The sequence below is a fragment of the Mesorhizobium sp. B2-4-3 genome (assembly GCF_006442815.1).
Taxonomy (GTDB): domain Bacteria; phylum Pseudomonadota; class Alphaproteobacteria; order Rhizobiales; family Rhizobiaceae; genus Mesorhizobium.
Map to the genome: position 1 here is coordinate 1 of NZ_VFVL01000022.1, position 19,385 is coordinate 19,385.

The window sequence follows — 19,385 nt, forward strand, 5'->3', positions numbered from 1 at the left end:
ATTCCCGCCGGAACCGCCATTGCCGGCGCCACCACCGTTGCCACCGTTGCCGCCATTTCCCCCGTTGCCGCCATTGCCGCCGGAACCGCCATTGCCGGCTCCACCGTTGCCGCCGTTACCACCGTTACCACCATTCCCCCCACTGCCGCCATTCCCACCATTGCCGCCATTTCCGCCGTTGCCACCTACGGCCTGAGCCACAAGAGCGCGGTTGGCGTCCTGGATGAGCGCAGCCGGGTCCATCGACCGGTGGACTCCGTCCCACGGCTCCGGCAGGACCGACGCGGCGTGGGTTGCCATGGCCGTCGCCAGCAGCATGGTCGATGCAAGCAGCACCGCTGCCGAACTGCTTCTGAGTTGTGGGAAGATACGGCGCGCGACGTCGGCATTCGCCGCCGATGTGAAAAACCGCAGACGCTCAGCCGACAAGACAGGCTCCGCACCGATTCTGCTTGAGATGATATCAGCCACCCGCATACCCCCGATCCCGACTTATAGACCGGTTCGGCGCCCGTTCTTCGACCATGCCAGAAAAAGTCAGGGTCCGGCGCGGCGCCCGTGCGGCTGGGGAGGGGTCCGCCGAGGCCTCAAATCACCTTGCAGCTCCTAAAGCGACGCACGCGCCGCCGCCTCGGCAAAGGAGATGTCGCCCTTGATCTCGCGCATCGCCATCGAGGTGACGGTGCGGCGAACGCCTGGCAGCCGGCTGAGCTCCTCGCGCAGCATCCTGTCCAGCGCCCTCATGTCGACGGTGACGATCTGCAGGAGATAGTCGGCCTCGCCGGTCGTGGCGTAGCAGCGGCGGATCAGCGGATGTTTCCGCACCGCCGCCTCGAAGGCGTCCGACACCTCGAAGTCGATCGACACCTGGATGAAGGCCTCGATGCCGAAACCGATCGAAGCGGGATCGACACGGGTGGAATAGCCGCGGATGACGCCGGCCTCTTCCAGCGCCTTCACCCGTTTCCAGCACGGCGTCTTGCTCAGGCCGACCTCTTCGGCGAGCTCGCCGAAGGAGATGCGCGCGTCGCGCTCCAGGGCCGCCACGATCTTGCGGTCGAGCATATCCAGCATGAAGCGTTCTCCAAATACCTATAAAAGACGAAGTATCGTCCTCCAATTTAGGCATACTGGATAACAGAAAGGAACAATGTTCAAGCGCGAACGCGCTATCCTTGGCGCCTGCCCGCGCCAGGAGATGAGCCATGGACAAGACGGACTACCACGCCCGCATCGAGACGCCGGAGATGCGCGACTACGGCGTCTATCTGAAATGCGATCAATTGCTCGCCTGTCAGAAACCGCTCTCCGACATGGTCAACGCCGACGAGCTGCAGTTCCAGATCGTGCACCAGGTCGAGGAATTGTGGATGAAGCTGATCGCCTACACGCTGGTCGATGTCCTCGACTATCTGGAGAAACAGGACACGCACCGCATCGTCACGCTGATGGGCCGCGTGCACCGGCTAATGCGCATGATGACGGCGCAGCTCGATCTCCTGGAGACCATGTCACCCAAGGAGTACCAGCAGATTCGCCTGCAGCTCGGCAATGGCAGCGGCCAGGAATCGCCGGGCTTCAAGCTCTTGCTGCGCCTGCCGCCGGACCTCTGGCGGGCCTTCAGGCATGCCTATCTCGACGGCCGCGGGCTGACCGTGCAGGACATCTATGACGAGCACTACGACCACGGCGATCCCTATGTCGTGGCCGAGGCGCTGATCGAGTTCGACGAGCTGTTCCAGAAATTCCGCGCCAACCACCTCTATCTGATCCACCGCTCGATCGGGCTCGGCGCGAAGTCGCTGAAGGGCCGGCCGGTGGAGATCCTCGAAGGCGGCGCCCGCCACCGCTTCTTCCCCGAACTCTGGGACATACGCTGCGACATGACCGACCGCTGGGGCGCTGAATACGGCACCGTGCGCGAATCGATCAGCCATCCGCCGCAGGCGGGCGCTCAGCGCTAGAGGTCGCAAGGCCCCGAGTTCCTTCGCGCCCCCCTCTGTCCCGCCGACCTCTCCCTTTTCCATCCAGTTGGAGAAATTTTTCCACCCCCTGTCGGAACCATCTCCCTCCGCCCGTCCTTGGAGCATCAACCGCTTCAACAATCCGGAGGGACACTCGTGGAAAACACTCAATCGACCTGGCAGACCGCCGCCATTCTCATCGCTCGCCTGATCTTCGCCGCCATGTTCGCCATGGGCGTCGCCTTCAAGCTGATGGATATGGGCGCCACCGCCGGCTACATCGCCGCCGCCGGCTTTCCGTTCCCGCTGTTCCTGGCCTGGTGCGCGGCGATCCTCGAAACGCTGCTGGTCGTCGCCTTCCTCACCGGCGCCTTCATGACGCCGCTGGCGCTGATCGGCGCGGTTTATGTCGTCTTCCTTGGCTTCGCCTTTCACGGCCCGTCGCACTGGGCCGGAAACCAGGCCGAGTTCGGCGCCTTCATGTCGCATTTCCCGTTCGCCGCCGGCCTGCTCTACGCCGCCGTCCACGGCCCGGGCAGCGTGCTGGCGCTGCGCCAGGGCTGGCCGGGCAGGGCGTGAATCACTGCGAAAGAAGCTGGGCGATGTACTCCGAACGGCTGCCATCCCAGCCGCAGGCAAGGCATCGCCCATTTTCCAACCGGTGATCGCAATTGGCATAGCCGTAGAGGCGGTGGGCGCATTCAGGGCAGAGATTAGCCATTGTACCGGTCTCAGCGAAGTAAGTACTCCCGCACTCGTCGCAAGTTTTGCTCGAAAGATCGGTCATGGGCTCCACGCTATCGGAACACCTCTGCCACGTCGGGGAGGCGATATCGCCGCAATATCAGGAAGCCGGTCACACCTGTTATGAAAGGGACGAGCAGCCCGGCATATGCCCAAGGCTTGAAAGCTTCGACATCGCCTCCCCAATAGGTGCGGATCATCAGAAGCATTACATGGGTGGCCGCAAACGAAAGAACGAATTCACCCAAGAATATACTGCTTAGGACTATAAATCGGGGCTTGAACCGTGTTGCCGGGGAAGAGAAGGCCACAATCAAGGAAACGATAAAGGCCAGGACGAACGGCGCGGCCGGGTTGCGGGCTACGGTGATTTTCAAGACATAAACCTGCGAGAGCGCAATCAAGCCAATCACGCTAGCAGCGGCAAGGGCGGCGATATTGATCAACAGCCACTTCAACCAGTAATTCATGCGCCCCCGAGTCTCCCACAGCCAACATAGGCTGGATTCTCTAGGCGGCGCTAGATCCTGATCATCAGCTCACATCTGGTCGTTATACGGCTCCTTCATCTGCCCGACCATGCGGGCCAGCTTGGAGAAGGACGGCATGTCCGCTTCCGGCTGGCACTGGTTGGCGAGCTCGAGCAGGCGGATCGGGAAGTTGACAGCGTCGCGGCTCGAGGCCGACATGCCTTCCGAGCGCTCCTCGCTGGTTTCGCTGGCCTCCGCCTTGCGCAGCGCGATGTCGATCTCCTCGACCGTCAGCACGCCCTTGCGCACCAGCACCTGGTTGATCGAAGCGACGGCCATCAGGAGGCCCTCGAGCTGAAGATTGGCGACATTCATGGCGTTCCTCCCATTGGCCTCGCCTCAAGAACGCATGAGGGGCGTTTCCGATCCGGGCGGGAAAAGCCGGCGCGGATCAGGCGTCCATCCACCGCTCGCCATATTCGCTCCAGAGCTGCCTGATCTCGCGGTTGCCGAGCAGCGGCGTCTGGCGGTCGCCATAGAAGACGGCGACGGCGCTGAGGTCGTATTGGCCCTCGGCTTGGGCGATGAAGCGGATCGCCTCGCCGAGCGGCCTCGAATGGAAGATCGGATCGGCCTGGCCCCGGCCCAGGCTGCGAACGCCCGAAATGCTTGCTGGCACATGCCGCATCCGAAAGACGGATGCCATGGCAGGTTTGTCCATGCCTGCTCTCCGCGATTCCCTTAGGGAATGATCCCATAAGCACCGGCTAATGACCAGCCCGAGACAACCGGCCACGGCAACAGGGCGGCCCCCAGCACAACCTTGAAAAGAAAAAGACTGGAAAGAAAGGGCCGGGCGCAATGGCCGGCCTTCCTTTCTGCGCGGCCGTCGCAAGCAGCCTGCGCTCATTACTTTGGGCGGTCGCGGCTGGGTGGCAGCCGGACCGGAAATGTCTACCTGTGCCAGCGATGCAGCCAGTCCGGCTCGGGGTCGGAATTCCTGCTGATTGCCATGCCGGCCAGCAACCCGACCAGGCCGCCGATCAACATCGCGGTCGAGAAGGTGCCGGGATTCTGCTGCACCGTTTCCGAAACGCTATGCGCCTGGCTGCGCAACTGGCTTGCGGCGCGCGACGCGCGGTCGGAGGCGCCGCTGTAAAGGGTCGAGGCTCGGTCGGCCGCGCCTCGGTACCAGCCATGCGCAGCCTCGGCGGTCTCCTCGGCCTGTTCGGAAAGCGCGCGGTTCAGACGGCTCACCTCGCGCTTCAACTCGGCGATCTGCTTCTTCATCGCGTCTTCCGATGCACGCGTGGCTCGCGCGCTGCTGCGCGACGCGGAACGGTTGCGCGCGGCGGTGGCTCGCGCGTTGCCGTTGGCTGAATTGGTGGTGCTGGTGTCATTGTCTGCCATCGGTCTCTCCTTTTTTGCATCCTGGAACGGCCATGACGCCTCATTGTTCCCGCGAGCGCGCCGCCCGGCCAAAACACCGGGGCCGCGGAGCGTGCTCCACGGCCCTGTGCTGCGAGCCCGATGCCCTTACTTGCCGCAGTTCTTGTCGTTCACGTTCGGCTGCATCGTGCCGGCGGTGCTGTTGTTGGCATCGCCCACCGCGCCTTGCGGACTGTTCGGGCAGTTCTTGTCGGCGTTTGAATTCATGTCGCCGCCTGTGACGCTGCCGGTTGTGCCGGTATCGGGCGGCCCGGCCTGATCGGGCGGCGGGCTGGCTGGCGTCTTCGGGTCGACGGTGATCGTCTGACCGCTGCCGCCGCCCTCATTTCCGGCGGTGCCGGCGGTCTGGCCCATCGCCGCCGTGGCGAGGCCGATGGTCAAGGCCGAAGCTGCAAGAATCTTCGTAAGCATGATCTCTTCTCTTCTCCTCTGTTGCGAGACGGTCGTCCGTCACGTTGCGACTAAGGACGGAACCCGTCGGACCAAGGTTGGTTCCGACAAAAATTTGCTGTGCTCTGGCCCGGCGTTTCAATCTATGAGTGTGGCGCGCCGGACGCTGCGGTTTTGAGGAATGTAGGAAAATGTACCTAGAATCTATTGCCCGGTGAAGGCAGCTATGCTATTATTTTGTCCATGGTGCTGATTTGCGCCAACGACCCGCCGCCCGGCGGGTTTTGTTTCTGGCGCATCCATTTCTTTTAGGCGCTGTCGGGACACCCCCTCTGTCCTGCCGGACATCTCCCCCACAGGGGGGAAGATCAGATGTCGCCTTCGGCTTTCGCTAATCGCCAATGTTGCAAGGATGAGAGCCGTCGGCGGAACTGCCAATCTTCCCCCTTGTGGGGGAGATGCCGGGCCGGGCAGAGGGGGGGCGCGAAGGAACGCTGCCTATCCATTCTATCTGCAACACCGAGGCCCAGATGCCACGCTATGCCACCATCATCACCGCCGATGACGGCGCCGAAATCGTCAGCGCCATTGGCGAATTCGAGGGCTCGAGCCTGCCGCGCAGCTCGGGCCGCGCCGAGCAGGTCGCGCCGGGCGTGCGCATCGGGATGGTGCGTGGCGGGCCGATCGACGCCGTCGCCGGTTTCGGCTTTTCGGGCCACGGCCTCGGCCCGTCCTCCGTCCGCGCGGTGACGGCGAAGCTGAAGGCAATGGCCGCGCCCAGCGCCGATGCCTGGGCCACCAAGCAGGCCGGCGCTAGGCCACGCAGGAAACCGGCGCGCAAGGTCCGCAAGGTCAAGGCGGCGAAAGCCGCGCCATCGCAAGCGGCCACCCATGGCTGACGAAAGCAGGCGCCGCGGCGGCGCGAAGCGGGCAGGGCGAAGGCCGAGACCTTCTCAGGCCGAGGCTGCTACGCCCACCCGCCCGAAACGCCCGCGAAAGACGCTCGTCGACGATTTCGCGGCAGCCCTTCGTGCCGACTTCCGCGCCCATGGCGCCGGCGTCATCGCCGCGGTGCGGGCCGAAAAACCGGAGCAGTATCTGAAGGTCGTGCTGACGATGCTGCCCAAGGATTTTTCGGCCAAGGAATTCTCGGACGGTGTCGATGCCAAGCAAACCAGTCTCGGGCAGTTGAGCGATGAGGAGATCCGCAGCCGCATCCGCGGCCTCGAAGCGAGCCTTCGCCCGCTCCTGGACAGCGATGCAAACCTATCTGGCTCTGCTCGAGGAGATGGACCGACGCCGTCGTCGTAACCTTCTTGCAGCCTACGCGCCCTACAAGCGGCAGGCCGAATTTCACGCGGCAGGGGCAACGAACCGCGAGCGCCTGTTCATGGCCGGCAACCAGCTCGGCAAGACCAGGGCAGGGGGCGCGGAATGGGCCATGCATCTCACCGGCCGCTATCCCGACTGGTGGGTAGGCAAGATGTTCAACCAGCCCGTCAGGCTCTGGGCCGCCGGCGTCACCGGCGAAGGCACGCGCGACAACCCGCAGCGCGTGCTGGTCGGTCCGCCGCAGCAACAGGCCGAATGGGGCACCGGCATGATCCCGGCCAATGCCATCGCCGACACGGTGATGGGGCGCGGCGCGCCGGGAGCGCTGGACAGCGTCGTCGTGCGCTGGGGCGGTGGCAGCGACGTGCAGGCCGGTGAAAGCGTGCTCTCGTTCAAGAGCTACGAAAAAGGCCGCGAGAAATGGCAGGGCGAGACGCTGCACGGGGTCTGGTTCGACGAGGAACCGCCGCTCGATATCTATTCAGAGGGCCTGACGCGCACCAATGCGACGGACGGCATCACGATCGTGACCTTCACGCCGCTGCTCGGCATGAGCGATGTGGTGCTGCGGTTTTTGAGCGCGGGCGAGGTGGAGAGGATTGGCAAGGCGTAGGTCACGGCCAATCTCCCCCCTCGTGGGGGAGATGCCCGGCAGGGCAGAGGGGGGCGCCGTGGAGTGCTTACCTCAACTCTAACCGCGGCTGCGTGCTCCCTTGAACCATTATGGATCGATCTCGACCACTCATACACCGGCTTGACGGCTGATACGCAGGCGGGACAGCGCCCCCTCTGTCCTGCCGGACATCTCCCCCACAAGGGGGAGATCAGCAGCTTCGGCGACGGCGCCAATCAGGAAACCGCGCCGAAACCATGATTTGCGATGCCGCTTTGGCCGCAACCGAAGGTCGAGTAGCGTCCGGCCGCGATCCGGAGCCGACATGCGACCTCTCCCGAACCTGTTCCTTGCCTGCGCGCTGCTCTCGGCCTGCTCCGGCTCCGCCGGCGACTGGCGCGCCGATGCGATCGCTTCGGCCGAAGCCAAAATGCGCGGCCTGATCAACGATCCGGCGGCGAGTTTCTCGCATGTCGACCTCACCGGCGACAGCGCGACCGGCCAGACCTGCGGCGTCGTCATAAGCAAGGTCGGTATCTTCACCAAGGAAGCGCGCTTCATCGTCTATATCGACGGCGCCGGGCCTTACGTCGAGCCGGGTCTTGGCTCGTCCATGTCGCAGGCCGATTTCGACTGGGCCTGGAAGAACGACTGCGTCAACGAGGGTTATAAGGGCTGAGCGTTGGGCTCCCCTTCTCCCCTTGTGGGAGAAGGTGTCGCCGAAGGCGACGGATGAGGGGTGCTCCAGGGAAAGCCGGCGTCTCACTCCGCTGGAACACCCCTCATCCGTCTCGGCGCTTGCGCGCCGATCCACCTTCTCCCACAAGGGGAGAAGGGAAGGCCGCAGGCCCTGTCAAAACGATTTCCACCGCTTATGGTGCGCGAATGCGCGGTCGCGCGATTTGCATGCCGTGAGGGATTTCAGGAATGTATGTAGGCCGTTCTTACAGGTTGCTGGACTTCGCGCTCTGGTCACGGCGCAGCGTCATCTACATGGTCGTGGTGAGCGGGTTGGCGATAGCCGCCTACCGCCTTCCGGCGACCGCGGGCTTCTCGGTGCCATGGTCGGTCGTGTTGGTGCTCGGCACCACGGTGTCGCTGGTCACCGGCTTCAAGAATTCGCAGGTCTTCACCCGCGCCAACGAGGCCCTGCAGGCCTTTTCGCAGATCACCGCCAGCAGCCGGATGCTGTCCGGCTTCTGCCGCGATTTCATGGATGCGGCCACCGCCCGGCAGCTGATCTTCCGCCATCTCGCCTGGCTGACGACGCTGCGCTTTTCGCTGCGGCGGCCGATGCCGTGGGAATCGCTGGCGAAAGCGGCCAACATCGAGTTCCGGCGGCGCCGCTATCACATCCAGGAGGACAAGACGTCGCTTGCCGAGGAACTGCGCAGGCTGCTCGGCGAGGAAGCCGAAAGCGTGCTGAAATCGCCGCAGCCGGCGATAGAGCTTCTCGACAGGCAATTGGCCGAGGTCAACGGCTTGCTGAAGAGTTCAGCCATTCCCACGCAGATCTACTCCGAGCTGGTCAAGCTGATACGCGACTTCCAGGACCAGCAGGCGCGTTGCGATCGCATCAAGAACAATCCCTATCCCCGGCAATACGCGATCGTCAGCTCGATGTTCATGATCATCTTCTGCACCTTGCTGCCCTTCGGCGTCGTTCCGGTCTTCGCCGACATGGCCAAGCTGGGCGGCATGCTCGGCTGGGTCTCGATCTGGCTGACTATCCCGTTCAGCGCGCTGCTGGGCTGGGTCTACATGTCGCTGGACCTTGTCGGCGAAAGCAGCGCCAATCCGTTCGAAGGCAACGCCAACGACGTGCCGATCTCGCAAATCTGCCGCGACATCGAGATCGAGCTGCGCCGGGGGCTTGGCGAGACAGCGCTTCCCGCGCCGCTGGCGCCGGTGAACGACATCGCGACGTGAAGCTCTCAGTTCCTCGCCCCGCGAGAGCGGGGAGAGGTGGCCGCGCAGCAGCCGGAGAGGGGGGCTCCAGGAAACGCCAGCGTCTCACTTCGCTGGAGCACCCCTCATCCGTCTCGGCGCTGCGCGCCGATCCACCGCCCGGGGCGAGCCACGGGTCTCGCCCGTCCTTCGGACCCCACAAGGGGAGAAGGGAAAGGTTTGCCATGTCCCGACACGTCACCTTCATGACCATCGACGATGCCGGACATTATTCGCCCGGGCAGCGCGCTGAGATCGTCGCCGCCTATCCCGAGCACGAGCGTGAAGCCCGCGCGCGGGGCATTCCGGTGCTGGGCTCCGGCCGCATCTTCCCGGTGGCGGAGGAGGCGATCGCCTGCGAACCGTTCAAATTGCCGCGCTGGTGGCCGCGCATCGGCGCGCTCGATTTCGGCTGGGATCATCCTTCGGCCGCGGTCGAGCTTGCCTGGGATACCGAGGCGGACGTCGTTTATGTCGCGAAAGCTCACCGGGCTTCCCAGCAGACGCCGGCGATGCAGGCGCTGGCGCTGAAGGCCTGGGGCGAATGGCTGCCCTTCGCCTGGCCACGCGACGGCCGCCGCGAAACGCTGGAAGGCGCCGGCGTGGCGCTGGCCAAGCAATATGCCGCGCACGGGCTGAATATGCTGACCGGCCACGCCCGCTTCGCCGACGGTTCGGTCTCGGTCGAGGCCGGGCTGATGGAGATGCTCGACCGCATGCAATCCGGCCGCTTCAAGGTGTTTTCCACCCTTCACGCCTGGTTCGAGGAATTCAGGTTGTTCCACCGCAAGAACGGTCAGGTGGTCAAGCTGCGCGACGACCTGATGGCCGCGACCCGCTACGGCGTGATGATGCTGCGCGAGGCGATCGTCGATCCGGCGGAGTTCAAGGCGGCGAGGCGGCCGGCGGGGCAGAGCGATCCTCTGGGGGCTTTCAGGTGAGGCGCCGTCGCCTCTCCCATCGTCATACTCGGGCTTGACCCGAGTATCCATGCCGTGACCCCTGCCACGGAGTGCAGCGGCGCAGAATTCTGCAGGCGTTGCAATGCCTTAGCGTCACGGCATGGATCCTAGGGTCTGCGCTCGTCGCTCAGTTCCTCGCTTCGCCCTAGGATGACGAAGCGCGGTTCCGTCACCTGCAACTCCCAGTAATTCCGGCCGCTCCGGCCGTGGTTCTGGCCGCCCGCAATGCCGGCAATCCCGGCCTCTCCAAAATCCTCGATCCAGAAAACCTGCGACCGTCGCCGCCGCATCGGTCGCGCCGCGTCGCCGTCCCCAATCGTCAAAAGCTAGCTGTGCCGGAGCAGTCGATGGTCCACATCATTCCTCTCTTCACCGATCAGCGCCGCCCCGATCCCGGCCGTGTGGCGCCCGCCCCCTCGGCAGGCGGGTCGCTCGATCCCTACTGGCAGGAGGTTGCCGCTCACTACGAGCGGCGCATGGCGCGGCAGCAGGCCTTCGACACCGAGATCGCGGCGCGCAGGCTCGATGGCGAGATCGCCAGCGCCGAGGCCGACACCGTGGCCAACGCGCCGGCCGACGGCGAGGGCCTGCACCACGCCATGTATGGCGAGGTCGATCCGCATACCGGGCGCGTCGTGCTCAAAGGCCGGTTCGACACGCTGTTCGACAATTTCCTGAAACAGGCGCCGCCCGAATTGCGCGCCGGCCTCGCCAGCCGCAAGCCGGCCCTGCGAGAGGCAGGCTCGGTGCGCATGGCGACGCGGCAAAATCAGTGCCGCGCCCAGTATGAGCAGGACCAGTTGGCGGCAGCTCAAACCGAAGAGCTCGACACAATCGCGAAGAGCGACCCGGACGACCACGCTGCCTTCGATGCCGCCCGCCATGCTGGCCTCGACCTCATCGCCAAGATGAATCTTGACCCTCAGAGCAGGCTGCATGCCGAAGCCGATTGGCGCGACCGCGCGGCAACGGCGCGGATCGAAGCGCTGATCGTGCGGGATCCGGGGCGGGCAACCGAGATGCTCAGCGCCGCACCGGTGGCGGGCGACCGCCAAGCCGGCGATCCCATCATCGATCCTCGTGCCGACCTATCGTCCGATGGTATTCGGCAACTGCTCCGCCATGCGCGCGCCGCGACAATGAACAGGCTGATCGAGGCGCACGCCAACATCGATCTCGCCTCGCAGAACGCCCCGGACGCGATTGCCAGTACGGGCAGCTACTCCGGCGCCATGCCAAGCCCTGCGGACTTCACCGCAGTTTATGGTGTCGAGGAGGGTGGCAAGCGGTATCAGGAGTTCGGTCGAAAGATTGATGCTGGTCGCCAAGCCTTCGGCATGCGGACCATGCCGAACCAGGCGATCCACGCAGCGCTGCGTGATGTCGAGCCGGCTCCAGGAAGTTCCAAGGAAGATCAGGCGCGATATCAAGTCACGGCCGCTGCAGCCCTCAAAATTTTAGGCGAGAGGCGGGCAGATCCTGCAGGCTATGTTCGCGATGTCTTCCCTGATGTCCAGGCCGCGTGGAGCGACGTTACCGGCCAAGCCGGCAAGCCCGGGAACAGCGATCGGGAAGCATACAATCGGGCGATCGCCCTGTCTGTTGCGGCGCAACGGCAATTAGGCGTCGAAAATCCCCAACCTCTACCCAAGGCCGTGATCCAAAGTATCGCCGATGGTTTCGGCGAGAAAGGCGTGTCGCAGGCTGACAGGAACACTATCCTGAGTGGTCTTCTGGCAGCAGCCGCCGACCCCGCGACCCGGAAAGCTTTATCTCAACAGCTAGACCAAGCTGGGTCTTATCAGCCAGCCGACATCGATCCGATCACCACCGCAGCGACAGGGGAGCAATCGCCTTCTTCGGCGGGTCCCGGCGAACCCAAGTCTGCAGTTCGACAAGCCGCAGAGGATTTCGGCAATTACCTCAGCGAGGGCTTCGAGGCCCTTGGCCGTGCCCCGCACGGCATGGGGCTGATCCTCCAAGATCTACGCGACTCCCCTTGGGACTTCCTTGAACGATTGCCGGTCACCCCCGGCTCGGGGGTTGTTGCCGATGGGCGCTTGGCGTCAGAGGCAGCCGGCGAAGCTGTTGCAAAAGGCTTGGCCATCGTCCGCGGCGCGACGGGCAAGTTTACCAAGCCGCTCGAGAAGTTTGCGACGAGTGGTTCGCGCGCCAAGTCGGAGCTCGCCGCTGATGCCGCGGTGGCTCGCCAAGCGGTTGAGACGAAATCTCTGGTCAAAGCCGCGGAGGATGCTGCCTTTCGTGTGGCCACCGGCGCCAAACTCAAGAAGGGCGAGGTTCTTGAGATCATAAAGTCGATCGCAAGAGATCCTTCCAAGGTAAAGTATCAAGGGGCCTCGTTGGGGAGGACTATCTCCAAAAACTACCGCAAAACCTTTCTTGATGCGAACCCGAATCTGCAAGGAGAAGTTGTCGTACACCATGCTGCGGAGCGACAGATATGGGAAAAATTTCCTGGCATCGTCGCTGCAGACGAGGAACACTCTCTCCAGAATCTTCGTGGTATTCCAAAAGGCTTGGACAACCTTTTGCACAAAGTCATTTTGCGGTACGAGTGGGGCGAATTTTACGAGGCGCATCCTCAACCAACACGGCAGCAAGTCCTAGACTACGTGAGTTACATCGACAGGAAATACGGGCATCTGTTCAATCCTCCAATAGGTGAGTGATGCGATTTTTTAAAATGCGGCCGCACGTGGCTGGTGAAATCGGCAAAGGCACGGTTCTCGACTCGAGCGTTCATCCACCGATCGTAACCAAGCTCCACTACAAGGTAAACGCATGGTTCGGGGATGTGATTGTTGCGACGTTTCCTTGTTTCCTCGTCACTGAAGAGGCCCAGCGCGCGCTGCAGAAGATGGGCTTTTCAGGCGCGACGTTCGCCGACGCTGAGGTGACGACCTCGGAAGAGTTTCAAGAGGATCAACCCGGCGTGGTACTGCCACATTTCGTTTGGTTGAAAGTGAATGGAAAGGCGGGTCAAGACGACTTCGGGATCGCGGTGCCCTTCCGCCTCGTCATTTCGGAACGCGCTTTTGATCTACTTGATTCGTTGGGTATTTTCGTTGCGATAGTCGAGCCTTACGACGGCGAGTAGCATGGATATTGCGGCGACAACGCATTCATTTTTTGAACATGATTCCAGTTGTTGAAGTCCGCCATGTTTTCGTTCCACCGAACGGAAAATCGTGCACTGTCACCGTAATTCCACCACCTATATTCGCCAAGTTTTTCCGACCGTGGATGCGGCATGGAAAAATGTGTCGAACACCAAAGGCTATCAGAACGCTATGCTCTGGTCGGTTTCCGCTCAACGTCAGCTCGGCATAGAAGACGTTCAGCCGTTGCCGAACTCTATCGCTGAAGATGCCATTATGTCGTTGATTGGCAACAAATCGCAACGCGAAGCCACGCGAGCACTGAGCCGCAGCCTATTGGGCGATACGGTCGATCCAAATCTGAGAATGTCGCTTATAAAGCAATTAATTTATGTTAGCGTGATGATGAGTTTACAGTAGAGCATTAATCTCTGCCCGACGTATCTATGAAAATATCACCGTATACTATAAGTTTCACATAAGAAAGATCTTGTCTCACCGAATGGTACAATCTCACAGCGTGTTTTCTGTTTTTTCGATATAAGGAGATGGTGTCTTTTCCGTTTTCAAATGAACAGCATCGTTGCAGGGAGGGATCGTCACTTATATTGTATATAGAGAAGCTATAGCTATCTTTGTAGTCAATAAGACTCATTCGGAATCCTTTGTCGAACTGCACATGGCAGTCGGAGTTCTTTTTACACACAGCAGTTCCGCCGAAATATCGCCCGTCGCTCGTCTTTAGAGCAAATTTTATGGAATAGCTGTTGGAGACACCTTGGGCAAGACTCGGAAGCGTCGTGGCAAAAATGAGCGTCGCGGCAGAAATAAAGAACTTCGATCCGAGCTGCATTTGAGATCCATCGTAGATAGCGTTTTTATATAGATTAAGGAGCCATGTTAATGGGATCAATTGAAAGGCGGGGGCTACCTCCCATTGGGACCCGTGGTGCCTCGATCAGTCAGGAGGACGCCCGGCGCTTCGCGATGGACCTTCTTGATAATTACTTTTCGGGTCCCGATGCTTATTTCGCGGATGGCCCCCAAAAAAATCCATACAACCCAGACCTCAATGCGCTGAATGGGATCTTTGATCCCGAGGCTCCTCTAAAAAAGAATACACTGGTACACAAGCTTAACGATCTCCAATCCAGAGTCGTCGATCAGTCTCCAAGGGCCTATGTACAGTCCTTGATAGATGGGATGATCGAGTTCAGAAAGACATTCGGCAAACGGCTGGTGTATGAGCACGAAGTGAAGCCATTTCAGAATTCACCGGCGATCATGCCCGATGATCAGAGGAATTTTGACTTCAAGATGGAAATCCCCGATTACCAGAGCCACTTTCCAAAATTTGAACCGCGCGCGGTTCGGCCCATACCTTAACATGGCCGCTTCGGCGCGTGGCTGGTCAGGCACGTCGATCAATCAAGGGTTGCATACTTAGAAAGCCAAAGTCAACGGTTGCGAGCGGCAGATGACAGCTACCGTAGCATGCTCTGGGAGAGAGCGAGCAAGTTCAAGAGGATCAACCTGGGCTGGAACTCCCACATTTCGTTCGGTTGAAAGTGAATGGAAAGGCTGGTCAAGACGACTTCCGGATCGCGCGCAAGACAACCAAGACAACAAGGTGACACTCACGCCTCAGCAATTTGCGGAAATGTTCGTGGACAACAACTTTGCGGGTTGATCGGTCTTCCTCTGATGCGATTTTTTAAAATACGGCCGCACCCGGCTGGTGGGATGGGCAAAGGCACGGTTCTCGACTCGAGCGTTCATCCACCGATCGTAACCAAGCTCCACTATGAGGTAAACGCATGGTTCGGGGATGTCATTGTTGCGACGTTTCCCTGTTTCCTTGTCACTGAAGAAGCCCAGCGCGCATTGCAGAAGATGGGCTTTTCAGGCGCAACGTTCGCCGACGCCGAGGTGACGACCTCGGAAGAATTTCAGGAAGATCAACCCGGTGTGGTACTGCCGCGTTTCGTTTGGTTGAAAGTGCATGGAAAGGCGGGTCAGGACGACTTCGGGATCGCGGTGCCCTTCCGCCTCGTCATTTCGGAACGCGCTTTTGATCTACTTGATTCGTTGGGTATTTTCGTTGCGATAGTCGAGCCTTACGATGAGGAATAGCATCCTCGCCAAACTCACCGAGGCGTATCTCGATCATATCGAGCCGTAGAACAATTCCGAGACATACGCCAAGCCCAGGGCGTCAGAGTTTCTAGACCAACACGTCGCTGGCAGGCCTCGCTGCTGACCGGCGGGAGTCTGTCCATGCCCATCCGCATCGTGCCCGCAACCCTGCGGGATCTCTCCTACGTCGCTGCCAATCTGCGCCCGGAGGACCGGGCCGAGATCGACTGCCAGCTCGACCACTGGTCACCGGCGCTGCTGGCGCTGACGGCGCTCCAGGGCTTTGCCTATGCTGCCGAACTCGACGGCAATCCGGAGGCGGGCTTCGGCGCGGCCGAGCAGCGGAGTGGGCTTTGGATCGCCTGGAGTTGGGGCACGCGCCGCATGAGGCGCTGCGTGCCCGAGATTACGCGCTTCTTCCATACCGTGCTCGGGCCCCAGGTCGCGGCCAGGGGCGCCTGGCGGGTGGAGGCGAGGGCGCTTGCCGACAACGATCTTGCCTTGCGCTGGCTGGACAGGCTTGGCGCCACGCAACGCTGCCGCCTGTCGGGCTACGGCAGGAACGGCGAAGATTTCTTCCTCTATGACTGGATAAGAACCTCTAACCTCGGGGAAAGCAGGAACCATGTGTCTCTTTCAAAAACCACCGGAACTGAAGCCGCTGCCGCCGGCGCCGACCGCGCAGGACAAGGACGTGCAGGCGCGGGAAGCAGCGCTTCGCTCTGAGCTCGAGCAGCGCCAGGGCACGCTCTCCACCGTCAAGACCGACCTTGCGCCGAGCGACGTCACCGGCCAGCGTCGCGTGCTGCTTGGAGTATGACGCCATGACCGCGATGAAACGCAGCTTTCGAAGGCGCGTGCTGGATTGGTGGTATTGGAGACGGCATGCAAGGTTGGTGAAGCGCAGGTGATTGGCCGATCTCCCCCTTTGTGGGGAGATGGCCGGCAGGCCAGAGGGGGGGCGCTGTCCTGCCGACTTATCCGTGCTTCCGTTTGCCTCCGAAGGCTGAAAACCTTGAGAGGTTGGCGTTCCTTCGCGCCCCCCTCTGCCCTGCCGGGCATCTCCCCCACGAAGGGGGAGATTAGCTAAGCCGCCTTCTTCGCGAACGCCCAGACCATCAGCGGGTATTCCTCGTCGTTGCTCAAGTCCCGCCACACCCCATAGGCCCGCACCGGGCCGCCGATATGCGCCTTGGCGCAGGCTTTGTTGCCCCAGCCGAAGGCCTGCACGTCGTCTTCGCCAAAGCCGCCTTCGACCATCAGCTGCTTCAGCCCCGCGGGCGTCCAGCGGTTGTAGTCGTGCGGGCGGGCATGCACGCGAAACAGGAAGGGCGTCGCCACCATAGCCCAGCCGCCGGGCTTCACCATGGCATGGATGTTGGCCACCGCCGCCTGCGGGCGCTGCACATGCTCCAGCACCTGGTCGGCGATGACGATGGAATATTGCTCCTCGGTGCGATCCCGGCAGATGTCGAAGTCCGGGAAATCGACCGAGCGGTAGTCCGGACACAGCACCCGCCAATAGCGGTTCCAGCCCGGCGAGATCTCGATCACGTCGCGCGACTTGCGGTGGGCCGCTTCGAGGAAAACCGTGAAGGCTTCGATCTGGCGGATGCGCAGCCAGTTGCGATTGTCATAGCGAAGCAGTCGCTTCACGACGTGTTTGCCGCGATTTTTCAAGGCGCCGGCAAGGCTTGTCATTCTCGACCTCCTCCTGCCCGCCGCGATCGGTGTGTAGCACCGAGAAGTGCGCAAAAGATGACAAGAAAAGGTGATGTCCCCCAAGTGAGGGAGATGCCCGGCAGGGCAGAAGGGGGCGCTGTCCCGCCGGCGCCTCCCGTATTCCTTTCTGATTTTCTTTGGCCAGGTTCGCTGGCCCAACTTCATCGCGAGGTCGGCGCTCCACGGCGCCCCCCTCTGTCCTGCCGGACATCTCCCCCACGAGGGGGGAGTTGGCAGCTTCGACGCCCCGCCAAACCAAGCGAGACCCTCCCATGACCGATTCCCGTGCCCGCGATATCCTGTCGCGACAGGCCGAACTCGAGACCGAACGCGCCGCCTACGAGCCCGTCTGGGAGGCGGTGGCGGAGTTCTGCGATCCGGATGCGCCCGACATCTGGTCGGGCCGCCGCACCAGCCGCGGCGACAGCCAGGCCGAGCGGCAGGAGCGTCGCGGCTCACGCGTCTACGCCAACACCATCAACTCGGCCGCGAACCGGCTGGCCGCGGGCCTCGAAAGCCTGATCATCCCGCAGTCGGAGAAATGGCACGGGCTGACCACCGCCGAGATGAACGACGAGGAGACCGACGAGGAGAAGGAATGGGCCGAGGCGCTCCGCGATTTCCTGTTCGCGCTGCGTTATTCCGCCAACTCCAACTTCGTGCCGGCGACGCAGGCGTGCCTCAGAAACGTCGTGCGCTACGGCCCGGCCTATCTCTACGCCGAGGAAGGTTTTGGCGGCACGCCGGTCCGCTATGCCTCGATCCCCGTGGCCGAGGGCTATCTGTCGCGCAACCGCTGGGGCCAGGTCGACATCTTCCATCGCCGCTACGAGCGCACCGCGCGCCAGGCGGCGCAACTGCTCGGCTACGAAAAGCTGCCCACGCGCATCAAGGCGCTCGTCGACGACCCCGCCAAATGCGAGGAGAAGATCTCGCTGATCCAGTGCGTCCAGCCGCGCGACGAGCGCCGCATGTACCGCAAGGGCGGCTTCTACCAGTATCTCGACCAGGCCTTCGCCTCCTACCACGTCATCGAGGACGAGGAGGAGATCGTGAAGGAGAGTGGTTTCCGCACCTTCCCGGTCTCGACCTTCAACTGGCGCCGCTACGAGGGCGACGCGTACGGCATCTCGCCGGCCATCGAGGCGCTGACCACGGTGCGCGAGGAGAACGCCGTGCGCCGCTCGGGCCTGCGCGCCCTGCAGCAGATCACCGATCCGCCGACGGCCTCGAAAGCCAGGCTCGACTATGTGCCGGTGCTCAATCCGGGCGAGAATTATCCGGGCCTGATCGACGACAATGGCCGGCCGCTGATCCAGCCGATCGCCACCGGGCAGAACCCGAGCTACGCCTTCGACTATGCGGCGAGCCGGGCGGAGGAGATCCGCGACATGATGTTCGTCAACCTGTTCCAGACGCTGGTGCAAAACCCGCAGATGACCGCCACCGAGGCGCTGATCCGCCAGGAGGAGAAGGGCGCGCTGCTCGGGCCTTCCGGCTCGATCATCCAGGCCGGCTTTGCCGCCAATCTCGACCGCGAGCTGTCGATCCTCGAGGACAAGGGCCTCTACGACCAGGACAGCCGCTTCCGCCCGCCGCAGAGCCTGTCGGGCAAGGCGGTGCGGCCGACCTTCACCGGCCCGCTCGACGTGCTGCGCCGCTCGGCCGAAGCGCGCGACACCATCCAGGTGGTGACCACGGCCATGCAGATGGCGCAGTTCGATCCCGGCATCATGGACAATATCGATGGCGACGAGGCGATCCGCGTCGTGCAGAGCGCCGGGCGCAGCCCGCAGCGCATTTTCCGGCGCAAGGACGAGGTGGAAGGTCTGCGCGGAGCGAGAGCCCAAGCGCAACAGGCGCAGGCCGGGATGGCGGCGATCGCCACCGCCGGCAAGGTGGCGAAGGACGCGGTGCCGGCGGCCGTCCAGGCGCGCGACAGCGGCCTGCTCGACAGCCTGCAGACGATGATGCAGGGCGCCCAGGCTGGCGGTGGCGCAGCTGGCGCTCCGGCCGGCGGCGCGCAAGGCGCGATGCCGGGTGGGCAGGGCGCCGGCTCCGCGGGCGGCGGCGCCAATGGTGGCGCATGAGCCGCAAACGCTTCGCCCGCCCCTCCGACGCCGGCGGCCCGCTCGCCGCCCGCGAGGCGCTGACCAAGGCCTATCGCCGCGTCTTTTCCGGCGAGGATGGCGAGCTGGTGCTGGCCGACCTGACCGCCACGACGGGCTACTACCGCCGCCCCTCCTACGGCGACTGGCTGGCCCGCACCAAGACGCCGGAGGGCTTCGAGCTGCACAGCGCGCTCTCCAACGCGCGCGCCGAAGTGGTGCAGCACATCATGGGGTTTCTCACGCTGGAAGACGCCGACCTAGCGGCGCTGGAGAAAGCGGCGCGGGCGGAGGAGAGGTGAGGCGCTGAAGCCGCCAATCTCCCCCCTCGTGGGGGAGATGCCCGGCAGGGCAGAGGCGGGCGCTGTCCCGCCGGCCTTGCCGTGTTTTCTCAACACCATTGGCCGGAATTCTTGGTTGAATCCCATC

Annotated in this window: 25 protein-coding genes; 17 read left to right on the plus strand and 8 right to left on the minus strand. The window is 62.7% G+C overall.

What is annotated here, in order from left to right; translation table 11 throughout:
• Both FJ956_RS30550 and FJ956_RS19905 read right to left on the minus strand, forming a co-directional pair.
• On the minus strand, positions 1-471 hold a 471-nt coding region (locus tag FJ956_RS30550), incomplete at its 3' end, for a hypothetical protein (RefSeq protein WP_181181045.1).
• A 135-nt stretch (positions 472-606) separates the two neighbouring features.
• A complete protein-coding gene (locus FJ956_RS19905) occupies positions 607-1,074 on the minus strand; it encodes an Lrp/AsnC family transcriptional regulator (protein WP_140678643.1) in 468 nt (155 codons plus the stop codon).
• Positions 1,075-1,205: 131 nt separating this feature from the next.
• On the opposite strand from FJ956_RS19905, the gene FJ956_RS19910 reads away from it, so the two are divergent.
• Both FJ956_RS19910 and FJ956_RS19915 read left to right on the plus strand, forming a co-directional pair.
• Positions 1,206-1,964 carry a tryptophan 2,3-dioxygenase family protein gene (locus FJ956_RS19910; protein ID WP_140678641.1) on the plus strand — a complete coding sequence of 253 codons (759 nt, stop codon included), beginning with the start codon at positions 1,206-1,208 and terminating at the stop codon, positions 1,962-1,964.
• 156 nt (positions 1,965-2,120) lie between these two features.
• The gene (locus FJ956_RS19915; protein ID WP_140678639.1) at positions 2,121-2,543 is read left to right on the plus strand and encodes a DoxX family protein; all 423 of its coding nucleotides are present in this window, start codon (positions 2,121-2,123) and stop codon (positions 2,541-2,543) included.
• Positions 2,544-2,761: 218 nt separating this feature from the next.
• Here the strand turns inward: FJ956_RS19915 and FJ956_RS19925 are convergent, their stop codons facing one another.
• The 5 genes from FJ956_RS19925 to FJ956_RS19945 form a co-directional block, all read right to left on the minus strand.
• On the minus strand, positions 2,762-3,178 hold the full coding sequence (locus tag FJ956_RS19925) for a hypothetical protein (protein WP_140678635.1): 417 nt from the start codon (positions 3,176-3,178) through the stop codon (positions 2,762-2,764).
• A 69-nt stretch (positions 3,179-3,247) separates the two neighbouring features.
• Positions 3,248-3,553, minus strand: coding sequence for a hypothetical protein (locus tag FJ956_RS19930; protein ID WP_023803842.1), 306 nt, complete (start codon positions 3,551-3,553; stop codon positions 3,248-3,250).
• 76 nt (positions 3,554-3,629) lie between these two features.
• Entirely contained in the window at positions 3,630-3,899 is a 270-nt protein-coding gene (locus FJ956_RS19935; protein WP_140678633.1) for a hypothetical protein, read from the minus strand.
• A 233-nt stretch (positions 3,900-4,132) separates the two neighbouring features.
• Entirely contained in the window at positions 4,133-4,588 is a 456-nt protein-coding gene (locus FJ956_RS19940) for a hypothetical protein (protein ID WP_246672098.1), read from the minus strand.
• A gap of 126 nt (positions 4,589-4,714) precedes the next feature.
• The gene (locus FJ956_RS19945; protein WP_140678631.1) at positions 4,715-5,038 is read right to left on the minus strand and encodes a hypothetical protein; all 324 of its coding nucleotides are present in this window, start codon (positions 5,036-5,038) and stop codon (positions 4,715-4,717) included.
• Positions 5,039-5,547: 509 nt separating this feature from the next.
• Between FJ956_RS19945 and FJ956_RS30555 the strand changes: the two genes are divergently transcribed.
• The 13 genes from FJ956_RS30555 (at position 5,548) to FJ956_RS31040 (ending at position 15,946) form a co-directional block, all read left to right on the plus strand.
• Positions 5,548-5,916: a hypothetical protein gene (locus FJ956_RS30555; RefSeq protein ID WP_181170232.1), complete on the plus strand. Its 369-nt coding sequence runs from the start codon at positions 5,548-5,550 to the stop codon at positions 5,914-5,916.
• The gene (locus tag FJ956_RS19955) at positions 5,909-6,328 is read left to right on the plus strand and encodes a hypothetical protein (RefSeq protein WP_140678629.1); all 420 of its coding nucleotides are present in this window, start codon (positions 5,909-5,911) and stop codon (positions 6,326-6,328) included. Before FJ956_RS30555 ends, FJ956_RS19955 begins: the two co-directional genes overlap by 8 nt.
• Positions 6,276-6,962, plus strand: a complete 687-nt coding sequence (locus FJ956_RS19960; RefSeq protein ID WP_246672097.1) for a terminase family protein — start codon at positions 6,276-6,278, stop codon at positions 6,960-6,962. The genes FJ956_RS19955 and FJ956_RS19960 overlap by 53 nt, the downstream gene beginning before the upstream one ends.
• A 325-nt stretch (positions 6,963-7,287) precedes the next feature.
• Positions 7,288-7,641, plus strand: a complete 354-nt coding sequence (locus FJ956_RS19965; protein WP_140678625.1) for a hypothetical protein — start codon at positions 7,288-7,290, stop codon at positions 7,639-7,641.
• Between the two features lie 248 nt (positions 7,642-7,889).
• The gene (locus FJ956_RS19970) at positions 7,890-8,891 is read left to right on the plus strand and encodes a bestrophin family ion channel (RefSeq protein ID WP_140678623.1); all 1,002 of its coding nucleotides are present in this window, start codon (positions 7,890-7,892) and stop codon (positions 8,889-8,891) included.
• Entirely contained in the window at positions 8,888-9,850 is a 963-nt protein-coding gene (locus FJ956_RS19975) for a terminase family protein (RefSeq protein ID WP_281405624.1), read from the plus strand. The genes FJ956_RS19970 and FJ956_RS19975 overlap by 4 nt, the downstream gene beginning before the upstream one ends.
• A gap of 227 nt (positions 9,851-10,077) precedes the next feature.
• Complete coding sequence (locus FJ956_RS19980; protein WP_140678619.1) at positions 10,078-12,561, plus strand: hypothetical protein; 2,484 nt, start codon at positions 10,078-10,080, stop codon at positions 12,559-12,561.
• 26 nt (positions 12,562-12,587) lie between these two features.
• On the plus strand, positions 12,588-12,989 hold the full coding sequence (locus FJ956_RS19985) for a hypothetical protein (protein ID WP_246672096.1): 402 nt from the start codon (positions 12,588-12,590) through the stop codon (positions 12,987-12,989).
• A 91-nt stretch (positions 12,990-13,080) separates the two neighbouring features.
• Positions 13,081-13,410: a hypothetical protein gene (locus FJ956_RS19990; RefSeq protein WP_140678615.1), complete on the plus strand. Its 330-nt coding sequence runs from the start codon at positions 13,081-13,083 to the stop codon at positions 13,408-13,410.
• A gap of 483 nt (positions 13,411-13,893) precedes the next feature.
• Positions 13,894-14,376 carry a hypothetical protein gene (locus FJ956_RS19995; protein ID WP_140678613.1) on the plus strand — a complete coding sequence of 161 codons (483 nt, stop codon included), beginning with the start codon at positions 13,894-13,896 and terminating at the stop codon, positions 14,374-14,376.
• A 186-nt stretch (positions 14,377-14,562) separates the two neighbouring features.
• Entirely contained in the window at positions 14,563-15,123 is a 561-nt protein-coding gene (locus tag FJ956_RS20000; RefSeq protein ID WP_246672095.1) for a hypothetical protein, read from the plus strand.
• 144 nt (positions 15,124-15,267) lie between these two features.
• Positions 15,268-15,852 (plus strand): hypothetical protein, encoded by a 585-nt coding sequence (locus FJ956_RS20005; protein ID WP_140678611.1) that lies wholly within the window; start codon positions 15,268-15,270, stop codon positions 15,850-15,852.
• Positions 15,821-15,946 carry a hypothetical protein gene (locus FJ956_RS31040; protein ID WP_281405625.1) on the plus strand — a complete coding sequence of 42 codons (126 nt, stop codon included), beginning with the start codon at positions 15,821-15,823 and terminating at the stop codon, positions 15,944-15,946. The genes FJ956_RS20005 and FJ956_RS31040 overlap by 32 nt, the downstream gene beginning before the upstream one ends.
• A 266-nt stretch (positions 15,947-16,212) precedes the next feature.
• Here FJ956_RS31040 and FJ956_RS20010 read toward each other — a convergent pair whose 3' ends face one another.
• Positions 16,213-16,827 (minus strand): methyltransferase domain-containing protein, encoded by a 615-nt coding sequence (locus tag FJ956_RS20010; RefSeq protein ID WP_140678609.1) that lies wholly within the window; start codon positions 16,825-16,827, stop codon positions 16,213-16,215.
• Between the two features lie 293 nt (positions 16,828-17,120).
• On the opposite strand from FJ956_RS20010, the gene FJ956_RS20020 reads away from it, so the two are divergent.
• The gene (locus tag FJ956_RS20020) at positions 17,121-18,938 is read left to right on the plus strand and encodes a portal protein (RefSeq protein WP_246672094.1); all 1,818 of its coding nucleotides are present in this window, start codon (positions 17,121-17,123) and stop codon (positions 18,936-18,938) included.
• Positions 18,935-19,258 (plus strand): hypothetical protein, encoded by a 324-nt coding sequence (locus FJ956_RS20025; RefSeq protein WP_140539275.1) that lies wholly within the window; start codon positions 18,935-18,937, stop codon positions 19,256-19,258. Before FJ956_RS20020 ends, FJ956_RS20025 begins: the two co-directional genes overlap by 4 nt.
• Positions 19,259-19,385: the final 127 nt, after the last annotated feature.